The 17,269-nt window shown below is 70.6% G+C and carries 16 protein-coding genes; 15 read left to right on the top strand and 1 reads right to left on the bottom strand.

Annotation, left to right across the window (positions count from 1 at the left end; genetic code table 11):
• The first annotated feature begins 17 nt into the window (after window positions 1-17).
• From GXY35_00440 to GXY35_00460, 5 genes are all read left to right on the top strand, one after another.
• The gene (locus GXY35_00440; GenBank protein NLW93070.1) at window positions 18-1,259 is read left to right on the top strand and encodes a cofactor-independent phosphoglycerate mutase; all 1,242 of its coding nucleotides are present in this window, start codon (window positions 18-20) and stop codon (window positions 1,257-1,259) included.
• Entirely contained in the window at window positions 1,250-2,488 is a 1,239-nt protein-coding gene (locus GXY35_00445) for an aspartate kinase (protein ID NLW93071.1), read from the top strand. The genes GXY35_00440 and GXY35_00445 overlap by 10 nt, the downstream gene beginning before the upstream one ends.
• Window positions 2,485-4,074 (top strand): citramalate synthase, encoded by a 1,590-nt coding sequence (locus GXY35_00450; GenBank protein ID NLW93072.1) that lies wholly within the window; start codon window positions 2,485-2,487, stop codon window positions 4,072-4,074. Before GXY35_00445 ends, GXY35_00450 begins: the two co-directional genes overlap by 4 nt.
• A gap of 9 nt (window positions 4,075-4,083) precedes the next feature.
• On the top strand, window positions 4,084-6,723 hold the full coding sequence (locus tag GXY35_00455) for a valine--tRNA ligase (protein NLW93073.1): 2,640 nt from the start codon (window positions 4,084-4,086) through the stop codon (window positions 6,721-6,723).
• Between the two features lie 79 nt (window positions 6,724-6,802).
• Window positions 6,803-7,582, top strand: a complete 780-nt coding sequence (locus GXY35_00460; protein NLW93074.1) for an alpha/beta fold hydrolase — start codon at window positions 6,803-6,805, stop codon at window positions 7,580-7,582.
• 115 nt (window positions 7,583-7,697) lie between these two features.
• Here GXY35_00460 and GXY35_00465 read toward each other — a convergent pair whose 3' ends face one another.
• Window positions 7,698-8,903, bottom strand: a complete 1,206-nt coding sequence (locus tag GXY35_00465) for an amidohydrolase family protein (GenBank protein NLW93075.1) — start codon at window positions 8,901-8,903, stop codon at window positions 7,698-7,700.
• A gap of 209 nt (window positions 8,904-9,112) precedes the next feature.
• Here GXY35_00465 and nadC point away from each other — a divergent pair, with 209 nt between their 5' ends.
• The 10 genes from nadC (at window position 9,113) to GXY35_00515 (ending at window position 17,269) form a co-directional block, all read left to right on the top strand.
• Window positions 9,113-9,964 carry a carboxylating nicotinate-nucleotide diphosphorylase gene (gene nadC, locus GXY35_00470; GenBank protein ID NLW93076.1) on the top strand — a complete coding sequence of 284 codons (852 nt, stop codon included), beginning with the start codon at window positions 9,113-9,115 and terminating at the stop codon, window positions 9,962-9,964.
• Entirely contained in the window at window positions 9,961-10,950 is a 990-nt protein-coding gene (locus GXY35_00475; GenBank protein ID NLW93077.1) for a biotin--[acetyl-CoA-carboxylase] ligase, read from the top strand. Before nadC ends, GXY35_00475 begins: the two co-directional genes overlap by 4 nt.
• A gap of 25 nt (window positions 10,951-10,975) precedes the next feature.
• Window positions 10,976-11,770 (top strand): type III pantothenate kinase, encoded by a 795-nt coding sequence (locus tag GXY35_00480; GenBank protein NLW93078.1) that lies wholly within the window; start codon window positions 10,976-10,978, stop codon window positions 11,768-11,770.
• On the top strand, window positions 11,767-12,804 hold the full coding sequence (gene mnmA / locus GXY35_00485; protein ID NLW93079.1) for a tRNA 2-thiouridine(34) synthase MnmA: 1,038 nt from the start codon (window positions 11,767-11,769) through the stop codon (window positions 12,802-12,804). Before GXY35_00480 ends, mnmA begins: the two co-directional genes overlap by 4 nt.
• 153 nt (window positions 12,805-12,957) lie before the next feature.
• Window positions 12,958-14,376 (top strand): hypothetical protein, encoded by a 1,419-nt coding sequence (locus GXY35_00490; GenBank protein ID NLW93080.1) that lies wholly within the window; start codon window positions 12,958-12,960, stop codon window positions 14,374-14,376.
• A 64-nt stretch (window positions 14,377-14,440) separates the two neighbouring features.
• Window positions 14,441-15,124 (top strand): TrkA family potassium uptake protein, encoded by a 684-nt coding sequence (locus GXY35_00495; protein NLW93081.1) that lies wholly within the window; start codon window positions 14,441-14,443, stop codon window positions 15,122-15,124.
• A gap of 19 nt (window positions 15,125-15,143) precedes the next feature.
• Window positions 15,144-15,449, top strand: a complete 306-nt coding sequence (locus GXY35_00500; protein NLW93082.1) for a tetratricopeptide repeat protein — start codon at window positions 15,144-15,146, stop codon at window positions 15,447-15,449.
• A gap of 95 nt (window positions 15,450-15,544) precedes the next feature.
• Window positions 15,545-15,760, top strand: coding sequence for a hypothetical protein (locus GXY35_00505; GenBank protein ID NLW93083.1), 216 nt, complete (start codon window positions 15,545-15,547; stop codon window positions 15,758-15,760).
• A 9-nt stretch (window positions 15,761-15,769) separates the two neighbouring features.
• Window positions 15,770-16,555 carry a rhomboid family intramembrane serine protease gene (locus GXY35_00510; protein ID NLW93084.1) on the top strand — a complete coding sequence of 262 codons (786 nt, stop codon included), beginning with the start codon at window positions 15,770-15,772 and terminating at the stop codon, window positions 16,553-16,555.
• A 96-nt stretch (window positions 16,556-16,651) separates the two neighbouring features.
• Window positions 16,652-17,269, top strand: a complete 618-nt coding sequence (locus GXY35_00515; GenBank protein ID NLW93085.1) for an MBL fold metallo-hydrolase — start codon at window positions 16,652-16,654, stop codon at window positions 17,267-17,269.

Raw genomic sequence — 17,269 nt, forward strand, 5'->3', positions numbered from 1 at the left:
CCGACCTTGCCATAGAGATGAAATACGCAATCCTCGTGGGCGACGGGATGGCGGACCACCCGGTGCCCGAGATGGGACACCGCACCCCGCTCGAGGTGGCGCGCACCCCCCGGATGGACCTTCTGGCCCGCGGCGGGGCGGGCGGCCTGGCCAGGACCGTGCCGCCCGGGATGGAGCCGGGGAGCGACGTCGCGAATCTTTCGATCCTGGGGGTGGACCCGGCCCGCTGCTACACGGGGCGGGGGCCGCTCGAGGCGGCGAGCATGGGCGTCGAGCTCGCCGACGACGAGTACGCGTTCCGCTGCAACCTGGTGACGGTCGCCGACGACACGATGGTCGACCACAGCGGCGGGAACATCTCGAGCGGCGAGGGGCGCGTGCTGATCGGGCTGATCGCCGAAAAATTCCGGGGCCGCGGCGTCCGCTTCTTCCCCGGCGTCAGTTACCGGAACCTGATGGTCGCGCCCGAACGGCTGCTGTCCGACGGCGAAGGGCCGCTCAGGTGCATGCCGCCGCACGACATCGCGGGGAAGCCGTTCGTTCCGCACCTCCCGTCCGGCAGGGGGAGCCGCCTCCTCCGGGAGCTGATGCAGGCCTCCCGCCTGATCCTCTCGCAGGAGCCGATCAACCGGGTGAAGGTGGACCTCGGCGAGAATCCCGCCAACATGATCTGGCTCTGGGGCGGGGGGACAAAGCCGCGGATCGGGTCGTTCGCCTCGAAACGGGGCGTCCGGGGGGCGGTGATCTCGGCGGTCGATCTCGTCAAGGGGATCGGGAGCTGCCTCGGCCTCGCCGTGGTCGACGTCCCCGGCGCGACCGGGCACTACGACACCGACTACTCCGCCAAGGCGGCGGCCGCCCTCGAGGCCCTGCGGGAGACGGACTTCGTCCTTGTCCACGTCGAGGCCGCGGACGAGGCCGGGCACCACGGCGACCGCTCCGAGAAGGTGCGGGCGATCGAGAACTTCGACCTGAAGGTGGTCGGACCGGTGCTCGAGGGGCTGCAGCGCTCCGGCGAGCCGTTCCGGATCCTGGTGCTGCCCGACCACGCGACCCCGCTCGCGTTGCGGACACACACCGCCGAGCCGGTCCCGTTCTGCCTCTTCGGCCGGGGGATCGCGCCCGACGGGATGGCGGGGTTCAGCGAGAAGGCCGCGCGGGGCGGCTCCCTCATCGTCGAGGAGGGGTGGCGGCTGATGGACGCCCTCCTGGCGGAAGGACCGCCGGGCGAGGCGGAGGGGGTCCGGGGATGGCGCTGATCGTCCAGAAGTACGGCGGCAGCTCGGTCGCCGACCCGGAGAGGATCCGGGATGTCGCGCGGAGGGTGGCGCGCGCGCGGAAGGGGGGGGACAAGGTCGTGGCGGTCGTCTCCGCGATGGGCGACACCACCGACGAGCTGACCGCCCTCGCGCACCGGGTCTCCGCGGCCCCCACCGACCGCGAGATCGACATGCTCCTCTCCACCGGGGAGCAGGTCACCGCGGCGCTGCTCGCGATGGCCCTGCACGACCTCGGCGTCGACGCCGTCTCGCTGACCGGCGGGCAGGTGGGGATCGCCACCGACGGGGCGCACCGGCGGGCGAAGATCATCGGGATCAGCACCGGCAAGATCGCCGAGCACCTCGCCCGGGGCACCGTCGTCGTGGTCGCGGGGTTCCAGGGGGTGGACGAGGATCTCGACATCACCACGCTCGGCCGGGGCGGCTCTGACGCGACCGCGGTGGCCCTCGCGGCGGTCCTCGGCGCGGACGTCTGCCGGATCTACAAGGACGTGGAGGGGGTCTACACGGCGGATCCCCGGATCGTGCCCGCCGCGGGCAAGATCGACCGGATCGGCTACGACGAGATGCTCGAGATGGCGAGTCTCGGCGCCCAGGTGCTCCAGTCGCGCGCCGTGGAGTTCGCCAAGAAGTACGGGATCAAGGTGGAGATCCTGTCGAGTTTCAACGACGCCCCCGGCACGGTGGTCTCGGGGGAGGGGGGGAAGATGGAAGACCTGGTGATACGCGCCGTCACGGTGGACCGCGGCGAGGCGAAGCTGACGATCCGGCGCGTCCCCGACCGCCCCGGCATCGCCGCCTCGATCTTCGGGGCGATGGCGGAGGCGAACGTGAACGTGGACATGATCATCCAGAACGTGAGCGAGGACGGCTACACCGATGTCTCGTTCACCGTGTCGCGCGAAGACTGCGCGCGCGCCGTCCGGGCCCTGGAGCGCACCGCCGCCGGGATCGGCGCCAAGGGGATCACGCGGGACGAGCGGATCGCGAAGGTCTCGGTCGTGGGCGTGGGGATGAAGAGCCACAAGGGGGTCGCCTCGACGATGTTCGGGACGCTCGCGCGGGAGGGGATCAACATCGAGATGATCTCCACGAGCGACATCAAGATCTCCTGCGTGGTGGACGAGGCGGACCTGGAACGGGCGGCGCGCGCGCTGCACGCGGCGTTTGGGCTCGGGGCGGACGGGGAGGCCGGACAAGAGAGATGAAGACCGTCACACTGTACGACACCACGCTGCGCGACGGGTCGCAGGCCGAGGGGATCAGTTTCTCCAGTGCGGACAAGCTCCTCATCGCGCGCAAGCTCGACGAGTTCGGCGTCCACTACATCGAGGGCGGCTGGCCCGGTTCGAACCCGAAGGATATCGACTTCTTCGCACAGATACGCTCCCTGGGCCTGAAGCGGTCGCGCGTCGCCGCCTTCGGGAGCACCCGGCGCGCGAAGACGCCCGTGGCGGAGGATCTGAATGTCATCCGGCTCCGCGAGGCGGAGACGCCGGTGGTCACGATATTCGGCAAGAGCTGGATGCTCCACGTGAAGGAGGTGCTCCGGACCAGCCCCGAGGAGAACCTCGCGATGATCCGCGACACCGTCCGCTACTTCAAGGAGCTGGGCCGGGAGGTCATCTACGACGCCGAGCATTTCTTCGCCGGCTGGCACGCGGACCGCGACTACGCCCTGGCGACGCTTCTCGCCGCCGAGGAGGCGGGCGCCGACACCGTCGTCCTCTGCGACACGAACGGGGGGACGCTCCCCCTGCAGGTCGCCGCGGTCGTCCGGGAGGTCCGGCGGCGGCTGAAGGCCCCGCTCGGGATCCACTCGCACAACGACTCCGGGATGGGGGTCGCGAACGCGATCATCGCCGTGGAGGAGGGGGCGGTCCACGTCCAGGGGACGATCAACGGCTACGGGGAGCGCTGCGGCAACGCCGACCTCACCACCATCATCCCCACCCTCGTTTTGAAGATGGGGATCCCCTGCGTCGACCGGACGCGGCTGCGGTCGCTCGTGGAGCTGTCCCGTTTCGTGGACGAGATCGCCAACATGGCGCCGTGGCCGCGGGCGCCGTACGTCGGGGTCAGCGCCTTCGCGCACAAGGGGGGCGTCCACGCCGACGCGGTGTTGAAGAACCCGTGCGGCTACGAACACGTCGACCCCGCGGCGGTCGGCGGCGCGCGGAGGGTCCTCGTCTCGGAACTGGCGGGCAAGTCGAGCGTCTTCATGAAGGCGCGCGATATGCGCTTGGGGCTCGCCAAGGACGCCCCCGCCATCCGCGGCGTGCTTGAGGTGATCAAGCGCCTCGAGAGCGAGGGGTACGAGTTCGAGGCCGCCGAGGGGTCGTTCAAGCTCCTGATCGAGAAGGCGCTGAAGCGGCACACCGCCTTCTTCGGCCTGGAGGGCTTCCGGGTGAGCGTCGAGAAGCGCGCCGACGGAAGGCTCATCTCCGAGGCGACGATCAAGGTGAAGGTCGGAACGCTGTTCGAGCACACCGCCGCGGAGGGCGACGGGCCGGTCAACGCGCTCGACAACGCGCTGCGGAAGGCGCTGCTCCCGTTCTATCCCGCGATCGCCGACCTCGCCCTGGCCGACTACAAGGTGCGGGTCCTCAACGTGAAGAAGGGGACGGCCGCCAAGGTCCGCGTCCTCATCCAGTCGAAGGACCGCAACGCCGAGTGGGGGACGGTGGGCGTCTCCGATAACATCATCGAGGCGAGTTGGCAGGCCCTCGTGGACGGGGTGGAGTACAAGCTGCTGAAGGACCGGGTGAAGCCCGCCCTGGTCCGGAGGGGCTGAGACGGCGCCATGAAAGAGCTCGCGACGCGCTACGATCCGAAGACGGTCGAGGACCGCTGGTACTCGCGCTGGGAGTCCCGCGGCTACTTCGCCGCCTGCCCGCGCCCGGGGGCGGAGCCGTACGTGATCGTCATCCCCCCCCCCAACATCACCGGCATCCTCACGATGGGGCACGTCCTCAACGCCACGCTCCAGGACATCCTCGTCAGGTGGAAACGGATGGAGGGGCGGGAGGTGCTCTGGCTCCCCGGCACCGACCACGCCGGCATCGCCACGCAGAACGTCGTCGAGAAGGAGCTCGCCAAGGCGGGGACGAAGCGCGGGATGCTCGGGCGCGAGGAGTTCCTGAAACGGGTCTGGGACTGGAAGGAACGCTACGGCGGGACCATCATCCGGCAGCTCAAGAAGCTCGGCTGCTCCTGCGACTGGAGCCGGGAGCGGTTCACGATGGACGACGGGCTCTCGCGCGCCGTGCGCGAGGTCTTCGTGCGCCTCCACGAGAAGGGGCTCGTCTACCGCGGCCGCTACATCATCAACTGGTGCCCGCGCTGCCACACCGCGCTCTCCGACGAGGAGGTCGAGCACGAGGAGCACGACGGGCACCTCTGGCACATACGCTACCCGCTGAAGGACGGGAACGGGCACGTCACGGTGGCGACCACGCGCCCCGAGACGCTGCTCGGGGACACGGCGGTCGCGGTCAACCCGTCGGACGCGCGCTACCGCCTCCTCGTCGGGAAGACGCTGGTCGTCCCCTCGGTGCGGCGCGAGATCCCGGTCATCGCGGACGAGTTCGTGGACCCGAAATTCGGCACCGGCGCCGTCAAGGTGACGCCCGCGCACGATCCGAACGACTTCCAGATGGGCCTGCGCCACGACCTCCCCCAGGTGGCGGTCATGGACGGGAACGCGGCGATGACGGAGGAGGCGGGCCCGGAGTACGAGGGGATGGACCGGTTCGAGTGCCGCGAGGCGCTCCTCGACGCCCTCCAAAAGATGAAGCTCCTCGACAAGATCGAGAAACACCGCCACGCCGTGGGGCACTGCTACCGGTGCCGCACGGTGATCGAGCCGTACCTCTCCCCGCAGTGGTTCGTCAAGATGAAGCCGCTGGCCGAACCCGCCCTGCGGGCGGTGCTCGAGGGGAACGTCGCCTTCTGCCCGGAGCGCTGGGTGAAGGTCTACCAGCACTGGATGGAGAATATCCGCGACTGGTGCATTTCGCGCCAGCTCTGGTGGGGGCACCGGATCCCGGTCTGGTACTGCGCCGGATGCGGGGAGACGGTCGTGGCGCGCGAGACCCCCGCCTCCTGCCCGCGCTGCGACGGGACGAACCTGGCGCAGGACGAGGACGTGCTGGATACCTGGTTCTCGTCGTGGCTCTGGCCCTTCTCGACGCTCGGCTGGCCCGACAGGACGGAGGATCTGCGCCGCTTCTACCCGACCTCGACGCTGGTCACGGGGCCGGACATCATCTTCTTCTGGGTCGCCCGGATGATCATGGCGGGGATCGAGTTCACGGGGGAGGTCCCGTTCGGGCGCGTCTTCTTCACCGGGATCATCCGCGACATGCAGGGGCGCAAGATGAGCAAGTCCCTCGGCAACTCCCCCGACCCGCTCGACGTCATCTCGCGGTACGGCGCCGACGCGCTCCGTTTCACCATTGCGCGCCTGAGCCCGGTCGGGCAGGACGTCCACTACGCCGACGAGTCGTGCGAGCTGGGCAGGAACTTCGCCAACAAGATCTGGAACGCCTCCCGGTTCCTGCTGCTGAACCTCGACGGAGACGACGCAACGGGCGGCGACGCGGCCGCCCCGACGATGGACGACCGGTTCATCCTGAGCCGGCTGCACCGCGCCATCCGGGACGTCACCGCCGCGCTGGAGGCGTTCAGGTTCAACGAGGCGGCCGAGCGGCTGTACGACTTCTTCTGGAACGACTACTGCGACCGGTACATCGAGTCGGCGAAGGGGCGCCTCCAGGCGAAGACGGGGCCCGGCGCGCGGCGGGCGCGGGCCGTTCTGCTGCGGTGCCTGGAGACGTTCCTGCGCCTGCTCAGCCCCTTCATGCCGTTCCTGAGCGAGGAGATCTGGCAGATGCTCCCGAACCGGGACGGCGAATCGGTCACCCGCTGCGCCTGGCCCGCGCCCGATCCGTCGCTGATCGACCCCGCCCTCGAGCGACAGGTGGATCTCAGGTTCGAGGCCGTGCGCGCGGTGCGCAACCTCCGCAAGGAGCACGGGGTGGCGGCCGGGACCGCGGTGGAGGTGGTCGTCAAGCCCGCCTCTTCCGACGAGGCGGCGGCGCTGGAGGAGGGGCGGGAGGTCTGCGAGGCGCTGATGCGGGCGCGGGCGATGCGCATCGACCCTCGATTCGCGCCCCCGCGCACGATGCCGGCCGCGCCGCTCTCGTCGGGGACGATCGTCTACGTGGACCTCTCCGAAATCCTCGACCCCGCCGCCGAGCGGAGCCGCATCGCCCGCGAGATCGAGGGGATCGACCGCGAGCTCGCGAAGGTCGACCGGGAGCTCGCCAACGAGGCGTTCGTCGCCAAGGCGCCGCCGAAGGTCGTGGAGATGCGGCGGAACAAGCGGGAGGCGCTCGCCGCCCGCCGCCTGAAGGTCATGAAGGGGCTGGAGACGCCCTGAGCCCGCGGCGCCGCCCCCGCCCCGCGCCCCCGGCGAACGCCGCGAATCCGCCCCGAAGGGGCGCCTGCCGAGGCGCAGGATGCGACAGGAACCGGTCGTCTTCGAGAACGAAGGCCAGAAGCTGTTCGGGACGGTCCACGTCCCGGACCCCCCGCACCTCCCCCCGTTTCCCGCGCTCGTGATGCTGCACGGCTTCACGGGGAACCGGATCGAGGCGCACCAGCTGTTCGTCAAGGCCGCGCGCCGGTTCGCCGCGGCGGGGATCCTCGTCCTCAGGTTCGACTTCCGATGCTGCGGCGAGAGCGAGGGGGAGTTCCGGGACCTGACCGTCCGGGGGGAGATATCGGACGCCGTGAAGGCGCTCGGGCTCGTCCGGGGGAGGGGGGACGTCGACGCCTCCCGCGTCGGCCTGCTCGGGCTGAGCCTCGGGGGCGCCGTCGCCGCCTGCGTCGCCGGGATGCCGACACACGCGCCGCGCTGCCTCGTCCTCTGGGCGGCGGTGGCGGACCTGCCGCGCGCGTTCGGAGGGAAGATCGCGGGGAAGATCGCGCCGGATCCCGGGCAACGCCGCGTGCACGACCATTTCGGGAACGCGTTGAGCCGGGCCCTCCTCGACGAGCTCCGCGGCTTCGCTCCGCTCGCGTCCCTGGGCGGATGGGCCGGGCCGGCGCTCGTCGTCCACGGCGACGCCGACGCGGGCGTCTCCCCCGATGACGCGCTCCTCTACGAGGAGGCGCTCTCGGGGCGGGGGTTCGTTGAACTGCGGATGATCCGCGGCTCCGGCCACACCTTCGCGGGACTGGCGTGGGAACGCGAGGTCATCGAGACCACCGCCCGCTTCCTCGAATCCCGGCTCTGACGCGCGGTGCGCGCCGCGCCGTCGGCCCCGGCGCGCCGCGGACGGGCCGGAAGGAAACGCGGGAGGGGACGGCGTCGCCGCCCCCTCCCGCGTCGAAGGGGGCGCGAAGGCGCCGCTACCTCAGCGTGATCTCCTTCCCCGACTTGATCACGTGGCGCGGGGCCTCGTGGTTCCAGATCGCCTCCCAGACCGCCTCGGCGTTCAAGACGACCAGGTCGGCCCTGTTCCCCTCCTTCAGGCCGAACTCTTCGATCCCGAGCGCGCGCGCCGCGTTGGTCGTGATCAGGTCGTAGAGGATCTCCATATCCTGCGGGGTGCTCATCCACATCAGGTGCGCGGCGAGGAACGCCACCTCGAGCATATTGTTCCTGCCGAACGGGTAGTAGGCGTCCGCGATGTCGTCCTGGCCGAGGGCGACCCCGATCCCGGCGGCGTACAGGTCCCGCACCCGCGCGTGGAGCGGGCCGGTCTGCGGATCGCTCACGATGCCGACCCGCGCCTTCTTCAGGAGCGCCTCGATCTTCCGGTAGTACGGCTCGGGGTAGAGGGCCATCGCGCGCGCGTGCTGCGCCGTGACGCGCCCTTCCCATCCGGTCTCGAGCGTCTTCATGATAAGCATCTCGAGCGTGCGGAGGCCCGGGTCGCCCGCGTCGTCCACCAGCATCGAGACGCCCTTGTCGTACCGCGTGGCGAGGGCGAACATCAGATCCACGTGCCGTCGGGCGTCCGCCTCGGTGTATTCGATCCACGGGATCCCGCCGACGACGTCGGCCCCGAGGTCCATCGCCTGCCGGACGTACTCCTCGGCGCCGGGGTCGCGCACCACGCCGTCCTGCGGGAAGGCCACCACCTGGATCTCGACCCGGTCCTTGAACTCCTCGCGCGCCCGCAGCAGCGCCTTGACCCCCTCGAGTTTGGCCTTGGTGTCGACGTCCGCGAAGGCGCGGATGTGCGTGTTGCCGTGCTTCACCGCCAGCGCAACGGCTTTGCGGACATTTTCGATGATCCACTTCTCGTCGTAGTCGGCCTTCACGCGCGCGGCCTGCTCGATCGCCGTCATCGCCCCGCCCATGGCGCCCGCGGTGTAGGAGGAGAGGGCGTCCATCCCGACCCGCGTGAGCGTGTAGACCTTGTCGAGATGCAGGTGCCCGTTGACGAACGACTCCGTGACGAGCGCCCCGTCCGCGTCGATCTTTCGCTTCGCCTCGCCGCCGATCCTCTGGCCGATCTTGGCGATGCGTCCGCCCGCGATGCCGATATCGAGCGTCGTCCCCTTCGAGAACCTGGTGCGCGCGTTTTTGATCAGCAGATCGAGTTTCACCCGCCCCTCCTTTCCGTCCGATGCGCGAGGCGCCGGGCCCTCGGCGCCCCCGCGCGTGGATAGTATAGGCAAAGGAGGGGGGGCGCGTCCAATATCTAAATCGCCTTCCGCGCCCCGTTTTCGGCGGAGGGTCCTGTGGCGCCGGGGGCCGGAAGATGCTACAGTGTGATCCCCTCCCACGTGCAAGGACGGGGATGCGGAAGGCGGGTATGAAGCTCGATCCGGCGGCGGTGAAGGAACTGGTCAGGCGCGCCCTCGAGGAGGATATCGGGCCCGGCGACATCACGACCGCCGCCCTCGTCCCCCCGGAGGAGGAGGTGAGCGCCGAGATCGTCGCCGGCGAACCGCTTGTCGTCGCGGGCCTGCCGGTGGCGGCGGAGGTCTTCGCGCAGCTCGACGCGCGGGTGGTCTTCGAGCCGCTCCTTGCCGACGGGAGCGCGGTCTCCGCCGGCGCCAGGGTGGCCGTCGTCTCGGGCCCCGCCGCCCCGATCCTCACGGGCGAGCGCACGGCCCTCAACTTCCTCCAGCGCCTTTCCGGCGTCGCCACGCTCACGCGCCGCTTCGTGGAGCGCGCGGAGGGGGGGTCCGCCACGATCCTCGACACGCGCAAGACCACGCCGGGGTTGCGCCACCTCGAGAAGTACGCCGTGGCCGCGGGCGGCGGCGCGAACCACCGGATGGGCCTGCACGACCGGATCCTCGTCAAGGACAACCACCTCTGCATCCTGAAGCGCTACAGCGCCGACGCAGTCGCCCGGGCGGTGGCGCTCGCGAGGGAGAGGAGTCCCGGCGTCCCCGTGGAGGTGGAGGCCGACCGTCTCGAGGAGGCGGAGGCCGCGGCGAAGGCGGGGGCGGACTGCATCCTGCTCGACAACATGACCGCGGGGGAGCTGCGCGAGGCGGTCGAGCTCATCGACGGCCGGGCGGCCGCAGAGGCCTCCGGCGGCGTGACCCTGGAGACGGTCGCGGAGATCGCCCGCACCGGGGTGCAGTTCATCTCCGTCGGCGCGCTCACGCACTCGGCGCGGGCGGTCGACCTCAGCCTCGCGATACTCGCATGACCTCCCGTCCCGGCGACGACAGGGAAGACGCCATCCTCGAGCGCCTGCTTCGCGCCGACGGATACGTCTCGGGCGAGGAGATCGCGCAGCATCTCCGGATCTCCCGCACCGCGGTCTGGAACCATGTCAGCGCCCTGAAACGGATCGGCCTGGAGATCGAATCGCAGCCGCACCTCGGCTACCGGCTCGCGGCGGAGCCCGACCTCCTGCTCCCCGCCGTACTGCGGCACGGCCTCAAGTCGGAGCTGATCGGCCGCGCGATCGTCTATTTCGAACGAACCTCCTCGAGCAACGACGAGGCGGAGCGGCTGGCCCGGGGCGGCGAGCCCGAGGGGACGGTCGTCGTCGCCGAGGAACAGACCGCGGGGAGGGGGAGGGTGGGGCGGGAGTGGCGCTCCCCGAGGCACAGGGGGATCTACCTCTCGCTGATCCTTCGCCCGGCCCTCTCCCCGGCGCGTGTTTCGTTTTTGACGCTCTGCTCGGCGACGGCGGCGCAGCGGGCGATAGAGGCCTGCGCGCCCGGGCTCCAGGCGTCGGTGAAATGGCCCAACGACGTGCTCGTCGGGGGGCGGAAGGTCTGCGGCATCCTGACCGAGCTCGGCACGGAGGCGGACCGGATCAACCACGCCGTCCTCGGCGTCGGGATGAACGTCAACCACGAGCCCGAGGACCTCGAGGGGATCCCGGCGGCGACCTCGCTCCGCATCGAGACCGGCGGGGAACTGTCGCGGCCCGCCCTCGCCCGCGCGTTCCTGGAGGAGTTCGACATCCAGTACGCGCTTCTGCGCGCCGGGCGCCACACCGAGATCATCGGCCGGTGGCTGGACGCGTCGGTCACCGTCGGGCGGCGCATGCGCGTCGTCTCCCTCGCCGGCGGGCGGTGGGAGGGGGTCGCGACCGGGCTGGACGACGACGGCCGCCTGCTTTTGCGCCTGGACAACGGCCTCACCCGCCGCGTCACCGGCGGGGACGTAACGCTGCTCTGAGCGGCGGCGGAAGGGGATCGCGCGCATGGCTGCACGAACGCCTCGATCGGAGCGGTTCCTGATCGCCGACGCGGGGAACACGACCGTCCATTTCGGGATCTGCACCGCGACGCGGCTGCTTTGCCGATTCCGCGTCCCCAGCCGGCCGACGGGGGCGCTGGCCGCCGCGAAAGGCGAACTCGCCGCGGGAATCGCGGCGCACGGCCCGCTCGCCGGGGCGCTCGTCTCCAGCGTGGTCCCGCGCCTGAACGGGACGCTCGCGCGGATCTGCCGGGATGCGGGCGTCGCCGCCGTCTTCCTGACGCACGAGACGCCCTCCGGGATACGGCTCGCCTATCCGAGGCCGTGGGAGATCGGCGCGGACCGGATCGCCAACGCCGTCGCGGCGCGGGAACTCCACGGGGCGCCGGCGATCGTGGTGGACGTCGGCACCGCCCTCACCTTCGACTGCATCTCCGCGCGGGGGGAGTACCTCGGGGGGATCATCGCGCCCGGCCCGCGTCTTTCCTGCGCGGCGCTGGCCGGGCACACCGGCCTCCTCCCGCTCGTGGAACCGGCCGCGCCGCCCGGGGTCATCGGCCGCAGCACCGTGCAGGCGATCCGGTCGGGCGTGGTGCTGGGCACGCGCCTCCTCATCCGCGGACTCGTCAAGGAGCTCCGCCGCCCGCTGGGGGGCCGGCCGGCGCTCATCTTCACCGGCGGCCAGTTCGGCCTGGTCGCGCGCGGGTGGGCGCACCACGGGCTGGTCGAGCCGTTCCTGACGCTGCACGGGCTTCGGATCATCCGCGCCCGGCTCCCCCGCGGCGACGGCCCGGGATGAAGATCGTCGTCGGCATGTCGGGAGGCGTGGACAGCGCCTGCGCCGCCCTGCTGCTCAAGGAGGCGGGGCACGAGGTCGTCGGCGTCGTTCTCGACCTGCTCCCCGACGCCCGGGCGGGCGAGGAGGGGATCGGGGCGGCCCGCGCGGCCGCGGAGCGGATCGGGATCCCCCTGGAGACGATCGACGCGCGAAAACGGTTCCAGGAACGGGTCATCGAGCGCTTCCGGGAGGCGTACGCGTCCGGCCGGACGCCGAACCCGTGCGTCGTCTGCAACGCCGAGGTGAAGTTCGCCGCGCTCATCCGCCGCGCGGACGAGATCGGCGCGGCGGCGGTCGCCACCGGCCACTACGCGCGCATCGCGCACGGCCCCGCCGGCCCTCTGCTTTTACGGGGGGTGGACCCCGCCAGGGACCAGTCCTACTTCCTGTCGCGGCTGGCCAGGCCGCTGCTGCGGCGCCTCTGCTTCCCGCTCGGCGGCCTTCTCAAAGACGAGGTGCGCCGCCTTGCCGCGAAGGGCGGGCTGGACGCCTGTGTCCGCCCGGAGAGCCGGGAGATCTGCTTCGCCGCCGGGGGCGACTACCGCCTCCTCCTGCCGGCCGGGCGCGGGGAGGGCGACATCCTCGACGCCGCGGGGAGGGTCGTCGGGCGCCACCCGGGCATCGGCCATTTCACCATCGGGCAGAGGGCGGGGCGCTACCTGCGGTCCGGGGGGCGCCGCTACGTCCTCTCGATCGACCCGGCGCGCAATGCGATCACCGTGGGGGAGGCCGCGGAACTGCTCACGCCGGGCTTCGCGGCACACCGGCTCAACTGGCTGGCGTTCGACGGTCCGCCGGGCCCGTTCCGCGCCCTCGTGAAGATCCGTTCCGCGCACGCGGGCGCGATGGGGCGGCTGCGCCCCGGGCCGGGCGGGACCGCCGAGGTTCTGTTCGACGAACCGCAGCCGGCGGTGACCCCCGGGCAGGCGGCCGTCTTCTACGACGGGGAGATCGTCCTGGGCGGCGGGTGGATAGAGAAAATGGCAACGGAGTAGACGGCGCCCCGCGGAGCTTCCACAGGACCGGAAAGAGACGAAGGGAAGATCGTTCCGCGGATCGCGGGGATAACGGCGCGCGCCGTCCGCACGACCGGCAGGCGCCGCCCGATTGACGCCGCGGCGGCCCTGTGACATACTGAACCCCATCCCATGAGAATACGATTGGCCTCCTCCGCGCCCCTCGACGCGCCGCGGCCGAGGACGCGGAAGAACGTCAACCCCTCGCGGATCATCGTCTCCACCTTCGCCCTCGCCATCCTTCTCGGGACGGCGCTGCTCTCCCTGCCCGCGGCCGCGGCCGGCGGCGCGGCGCTCTCCTGGCTCGACGCCCTGTTCCTCGCCACCTCGGCGGTCTGCGTGACCGGCATGAGCCTGTTCGACATCGGCGAAACCCTGTCCCCGTTCGGCACCTGCGTGGTGCTGGCCCTGGTGCAGATCGGCGGCCTCGGGATCATGACCCTCTCCTGTTCCTTCCTCCTGCTCCTCGGAAGGCGGCTCTGTTTCCGGGACCAGCTCGTCGTCAAGGAGAGTTTCGACCGGTGCAGGATCTCCAGCCTGCGCGGCCTGATCACGAGCATCGTCCTGACCACGCTGGCGTTCGAGTGCGCGGGGGCGCTCGTCCTCGGCGCGCATTTCAGGCGCGCCTACGACTATGCCCCGCTCCGGGCGATCTCCCACGGCGTCTTCCACAGCGTCTCGGCGTTCTGCAACGCGGGCTTCACCCTCTACCCGACCAGTCTCGAGCGGTTCAATTGCGACTGGGTGGTGCTGGCAACCTGCGGAACGCTCCTGGTCGCGGGCGGCCTCGGCTTCGTCGTGATCCACAACCTGTCCGGCTACCGTTTCTGGAGGAGGGGCCATGCCGCGCGCGGCGTCCTGAGCATGCAGACGCGGACGGTCCTCGCGACGACCGGCGCGCTCGCCGCCCTGATGGCCGCGTGCGTGCTGGGCCTGGAATGGAACTCCGCCCTCGGGGGGTTTTCCGTGCCGGGCAAGCTCCTCAACGCCCTCTTCCACGCCGTGACACCCCGCAGCGCCGGCTTCCACACCGTCTCGATGGAGGCGATGGGATCGCCGACGCTCTTCGTCACGATCATCATGATGTTCATCGGCGCGTCGCCCGGCTCCACCGGGGGAGGGATCAAGACCTGCACGCTCGCGGTGCTGATCGCCGCCTCGATCGCGATACTGCGCGGGAGGGAGGAGGTGCGCCTGATGAAACGCTCGGTGGAGCCCCGGGCCGTCTCGGAGGCGATCTGCGTGACCTTCTTCGCCGCCCTTCTCGTGATCCTGGTCTGCACCCTCCTGCTGATCACCGAGCGCGGCCTCGCCACGGACAGCCCCGAGAAGGGGCACCTGCTCTGCCTCCTCTTCGAGACGGTCTCGGCGTTCGGCATGGCCGGCCTCTCGACCGGGATCACCCCGGCGCTCACCGCGTGGGGGAGGATCCTGCTCGTCCTGACGATGTTCGCGGGGAGGGTGGGGCCGCTCACGCTCGCCCTGATCATCATGCGCCGCGAGCGCCCCCCGGTGATCCACTACCCCGAGGAGAGCATCATGATCGGCTAGTGGCAAACCGGCGCCCGCGATGGTATACTTTTCCCCGTGCGGCGGGTCTCCGCGGGGCGGGCCAGTGAAACAGTTTGCGGTCATCGGGGCGGGGCGTTTCGGGGCGAGCGTGGCGAAGACCCTCAGCGAACAGGGGTGCGACGTCATCCTCATCGACAACAACGCGGAGCGGTTGCGCGCCCTCGACGATCTGGTCACCCAGGCGATCGAGCTCGACGCGACCGACGAGAAGGCGCTCGCCGCCGCGGGGATCGCCGAGGTCGACGCCGTCGTCCTCGCGCTCGGCCGGAGGATGGAGGAGAGCATCCTCATCACGATGCTGCTGAAGGAGATGGGGATCAAGCAGGTCATCGTCAAGGCGACGAGCGAGGCGCACTACAAGATCCTCACCCGGATCGGCGCGGACCGGATCGTATTCCCGGAACGGGAGATGGGGGTCAAGGTCGCCAACAGCCTCATCAACCCGACGATCCTGGACTATATCGAGGTCGCCCCGGGCTACAACATCATCGAGACCAGGCCGCCCGAGGATATCGTCGGAAAATCGCTCGAGGAGTCCAAGGCGCGCTCGCGCTACGGCGTGGATATCATCGCCCTGAAGCGGATGAAGCCCGTCCTCGACGCCGCCGGGGACAGCCGCCTCGAGGAGGAGGTGACCATCGTTCCGCACGCGCACGAGGTCATCAACGAGAACGACACGATCATCGTGATAGGCAGGGAGGACCTGCTCGCGGAGTTCAGGCGCTGAGGGCGCCGGGGAGAGGGGAATGGCGGCGGGGAAGAACAAGGCGCAGTTCTCCGCGAAGATGAGCAGGGCATCGAAGGAGCCCGCCGCGCTGCTCGCGCTGGGGAAAAGCGCCTTCCTGTCGGAGTGCTACGCGGAGGCGGTCGAGGCGTACACCCGGTGCATCGCGCTCGACCCGCGCAACGCCGCCGCCTACTACAACCTCGGGGTCGCCTGGCAGGCGTTGGGGAAGCCCCGCGAGGCCAATCGGGCGTTCGTGAAGGCGCTCGAGATCGATCCGAAGCACAAGGCAGCGCAGCACGCCTTGAATCTCCTTGCCGCCTACTGATGCGACGGCACGCGCGCCCGCGCCGCTCACAGGGAGGGGCACCCCGTGGAAGCGGTCGTCGTCACCCCCCCACGCGCACCACAAGGAGGAGTCCCATGAAGAGGATCCTGTCGGCCGCGGCGGTCGTCCTGCTCTGCGTTGCGGGCGTTTGCCTGGCCCAGACCGCGCACAAGGAGTCGGAGATGGAGAAACGGATCGCCGGGATCTCCGCCGCGCTGGAGACGATCGCGGCCAACCAGGCGAAGCTCGACAAGATCCTCTCCAACCAGGATACGATCATCCAGATGCTGAAGATCCAGCGCTGGCGTTGAGCGTTCGGCATGCCCCCCTATCGCCGGTACGATCTGCGGCTCGACCTCGGGTTCCCGTTCAACGACGGGGTGCGGCGGATTTTGCTGGCGACCGGCGCCTGCTTCCTCCTCCAGAACCTCGTCGGGCCCCGGTTCGACCGCCTCTTCGGCCTCGTCGCCGGCGGGGCGGTCGGGCGGCTGATGCCGTGGCAGTTCGTGACCTACCTGTTCCTCCACGCCGGCGTCCTGCACCTCGTCTTCAACATGTTCGTCCTCTGGACGTTCGGGCGCGACGTCGAGGCGGCGCTGGGCACGAGACGCTTCGTCGCCTTCTACCTCCTCTGCGGGGCGGGCGCGGGCCTGTGCGCCTACGCGTTCTACCCGCCCCCCGCGGTCATCCTGGGCGCCTCCGGGGCCGTCTTCGGGGTGATGACGGCGTTCGCGATGCTCTACCCCGACCGGGTGCTCACGCTCCTCGTCTTCTTCGTGATCCCGGTCCAGATGAAGGCCCGGCAACTGGTCCTTCTCTTCGCGGGGATAGAGCTGCTCTTCGTGGTGGCGAACCCGTACGGGGGGGTCATCGCCCACTTCGCCCATCTCGGCGGGGCGCTGTGCGGCTACCTCGCGATGCGCTGGTACGGCCTGGGGGAGTGGCGCATTCTCGGGGGGCGGCGACGGGGGGGATTCCAGGCGCGCGTCAGCGGGGAGGGGGAGGAGCCGGACGTGGACGAGGTGCTGGACAAGATCGCGCGGCACGGCATCGGCGCGCTCACCGAGAAAGAGCGCGAACTGCTGCGCCGCGCCTCGCGCCGCTGAGCGGGCGCGGCGCGCCATGCGGGCGCCGAAACAAACGGACAGGCGGGGCGGGTCTCGCGGCCCCGGGGGGCGGACAGGGCGCGGGGAGGCACGCAGATGCTCGAGGGGATCCACTGGCTGGGACACGCGGGTTTCAGGATCGACGGGGAGAAGGTCGTCTACATCGACCCGTACCGGATCTCGGGGGGGCCCCCCGCCGACCTGATCCTCATCACGCACGCGCACTACGACCACTGCTCCGCGATCGCCGTCGAGCGGATCCGCGGGGACAAGACGGTCATCGTGACGAACGCCGCGTGCGCGCGCAGGTTCCGGGGCGACGTGCGCGTCGTCGCGCCGGGCCGGTCGATCTCCGTGGAGGGGGTCGGGATCGAGGCGGTGGCGGCCTACAACGTCGGCAAGCCGTTCCACCCGAAGGCGGACGGAGGGCTCGGCTTCGTCGTCTCGACCGGGGGGCGCAGGATCTACCACGCGGGCGATACCGATCTGATCCCCGAGATGGCGATGGTGCGGGCCGACGTCGCCCTTCTCCCCGTGAGCGGAATCTACCTGATGACGGCCGAGGAGGCCGCGGAGGCGGCGCGGCGGATCAGGCCCGCGGCGGCGGTCCCGATGCACTACGGGAGCATCGTCGGCTCGTCGTCGGACGCCGCGCGATTCATGGAGCTGGCGGAAGTCAGGGTCGAGATCCTCGAACGGGAGGGGAGGGGCTGA

It is taken from the genome of Chlamydiota bacterium, from assembly GCA_012729785.1.
Classification (GTDB): Bacteria; Auribacterota; Tritonobacteria; order UBA1439; family UBA1439; genus UBA1439.

Coding starts and splice junctions, on each gene's coding strand:
- GXY35_00515 (NLW93085.1), top strand. CDS start 16,652: ATGCTCGAGGGGATCCACTGGCTGGGACACGCGGGTTTCAGGATCGAC.
- nadC (NLW93076.1), top strand. CDS start 9,113: ATGAAGCTCGATCCGGCGGCGGTGAAGGAACTGGTCAGGCGCGCCCTC.
- GXY35_00440 (NLW93070.1), top strand. CDS start 18: ATGAAATACGCAATCCTCGTGGGCGACGGGATGGCGGACCACCCGGTG.
- GXY35_00445 (NLW93071.1), top strand. CDS start 1,250: ATGGCGCTGATCGTCCAGAAGTACGGCGGCAGCTCGGTCGCCGACCCG.
- GXY35_00500 (NLW93082.1), top strand. CDS start 15,144: ATGGCGGCGGGGAAGAACAAGGCGCAGTTCTCCGCGAAGATGAGCAGG.
- GXY35_00480 (NLW93078.1), top strand. CDS start 10,976: ATGGCTGCACGAACGCCTCGATCGGAGCGGTTCCTGATCGCCGACGCG.
- GXY35_00460 (NLW93074.1), top strand. CDS start 6,803: ATGCGACAGGAACCGGTCGTCTTCGAGAACGAAGGCCAGAAGCTGTTC.
- GXY35_00475 (NLW93077.1), top strand. CDS start 9,961: ATGACCTCCCGTCCCGGCGACGACAGGGAAGACGCCATCCTCGAGCGC.
- GXY35_00510 (NLW93084.1), top strand. CDS start 15,770: ATGCCCCCCTATCGCCGGTACGATCTGCGGCTCGACCTCGGGTTCCCG.
- GXY35_00450 (NLW93072.1), top strand. CDS start 2,485: ATGAAGACCGTCACACTGTACGACACCACGCTGCGCGACGGGTCGCAG.
- mnmA (NLW93079.1), top strand. CDS start 11,767: ATGAAGATCGTCGTCGGCATGTCGGGAGGCGTGGACAGCGCCTGCGCC.
- GXY35_00505 (NLW93083.1), top strand. CDS start 15,545: ATGAAGAGGATCCTGTCGGCCGCGGCGGTCGTCCTGCTCTGCGTTGCG.
- GXY35_00455 (NLW93073.1), top strand. CDS start 4,084: ATGAAAGAGCTCGCGACGCGCTACGATCCGAAGACGGTCGAGGACCGC.
- GXY35_00490 (NLW93080.1), top strand. CDS start 12,958: ATGAGAATACGATTGGCCTCCTCCGCGCCCCTCGACGCGCCGCGGCCG.